At 41.5% G+C, this 1,341-nt stretch carries 1 protein-coding gene and 1 pseudogene; both read left to right on the top strand.

Annotated features, from left to right (window positions below):
- The coding region (locus EII37_RS10660) for a phage tail tube protein (RefSeq protein WP_124788555.1) at positions 1–864 on the top strand (864 nt) is incomplete at its 5' end.
- Between the two features lies 1 nt (position 865).
- Positions 866–1,341 (top strand): annotated as a pseudogene (locus EII37_RS10665) (complement C1q domain-containing protein); the annotation flags it as partial.

The raw sequence follows: 1,341 nt of genomic DNA on the forward strand, positions 1-1,341 counted from the left end.
GAAGCTCTAATCGTAGCTGATATGGCCAAGGGAAGTAGCGGAAAACCAGAGTTCACTAACCATAAAATCGTAACTGGTTTAGTATCAGTTGGCGAAATGGAAGACCAAGCGGAAACTAATAGCTATCCAGCCGATGACGTACCAGACCATGGAGTGAAAAAAGGAGCTACCTTACTTCAAGGCGAAATGGTATTCATTCAAACAGACCAAGCGCTTAAAGAAGACATTTTAGGTCAACAAAGAACAGCAAATGGCTTGGGTTGGTCTCCTACTGGTGATTGGAAAACGAAATGTGTTCAGTACCTTATTAAAGGTCGCAAGCGTGATAAAGTTACAGGAGAGTTTATTGACGGTTACCGTGTAGTCGTTTATCCAAATTTGAGACCAACAGCAGAAGCAACAAAAGAATCAGAAACAGATTCAGTAGACGGCGTAGACCCTATCCAATGGACTTTGGCAGTACAAGCGACTGATTCAGATATTTATTTGAATGGAAATAAAAAAGTCCCTGCTATTGAGTACGAAATTTGGGGAGAACAAGCAAAAGATTTTGTTAATAAAATGGAAAGCGGACTGTTCATCATGCAACCTGACACAGTTCTAGCTGGTGAGGTTACATTAGTAGCTCCAACTCTTGCGAACGTTCAAACGAGAACTAAAGGGCATAATGACGGAACAATTGCCTTGCCAGCTACTTTGAAAGATTCTAAAGGTCACGATGTAAAAGTAACATCAGTAATTAAAGATGTAGAAGGAAATGTTGCGACAAATAACGAGCTTGCTCCTGGCGTTTATATCGCTACATTCTCCGCTGAAGGTTATAAAGATGTTTCTACGGGTGTCGCTGTAACCGACAAACCCTAGTGTGCCCGACGGGGCTAACCACGTAGCCTTTGCGTATAGCGCAGATGGAAAAGATAGATTTACGACAGTTTATCCAAACTTGAACTTGTTGGACGGTACTAAAGACTTTAGTGGAGATTGGGAACATTCAGATGTTTCGGTAAATGACGGAACATATCAAGGTCTAACCGTTAAGAAAAGAACCGGTCAATGGGTCGGTATTAATAAAACATTTACTGCACCTAAAGACGGAGTTTATACTTTCTCAGCTCATGTTAAAAGTTCAGGAAACAAGGCAGATGTAACTAGATTTGTTCTTGTAAATGGTAGTCCTGTTGCTGCTGTTCCTGATAAGATAATGGGTAACGATTTTGGTTGGTTGAGGGATAGTGCCTCTGTAACATTAAAAGCTGGCGACAAGGTTTCAGCCAGATATGACATCGCAGGTTCAGGTTCAGATTCTGCTTTATGGACTGCTGGTCATAAGTGGGAAGAAGG

It is taken from the genome of Streptococcus sp. OH4692_COT-348, from assembly GCF_003859975.1.
Lineage (GTDB): Bacteria > Bacillota > Bacilli > Lactobacillales > Streptococcaceae > Streptococcus.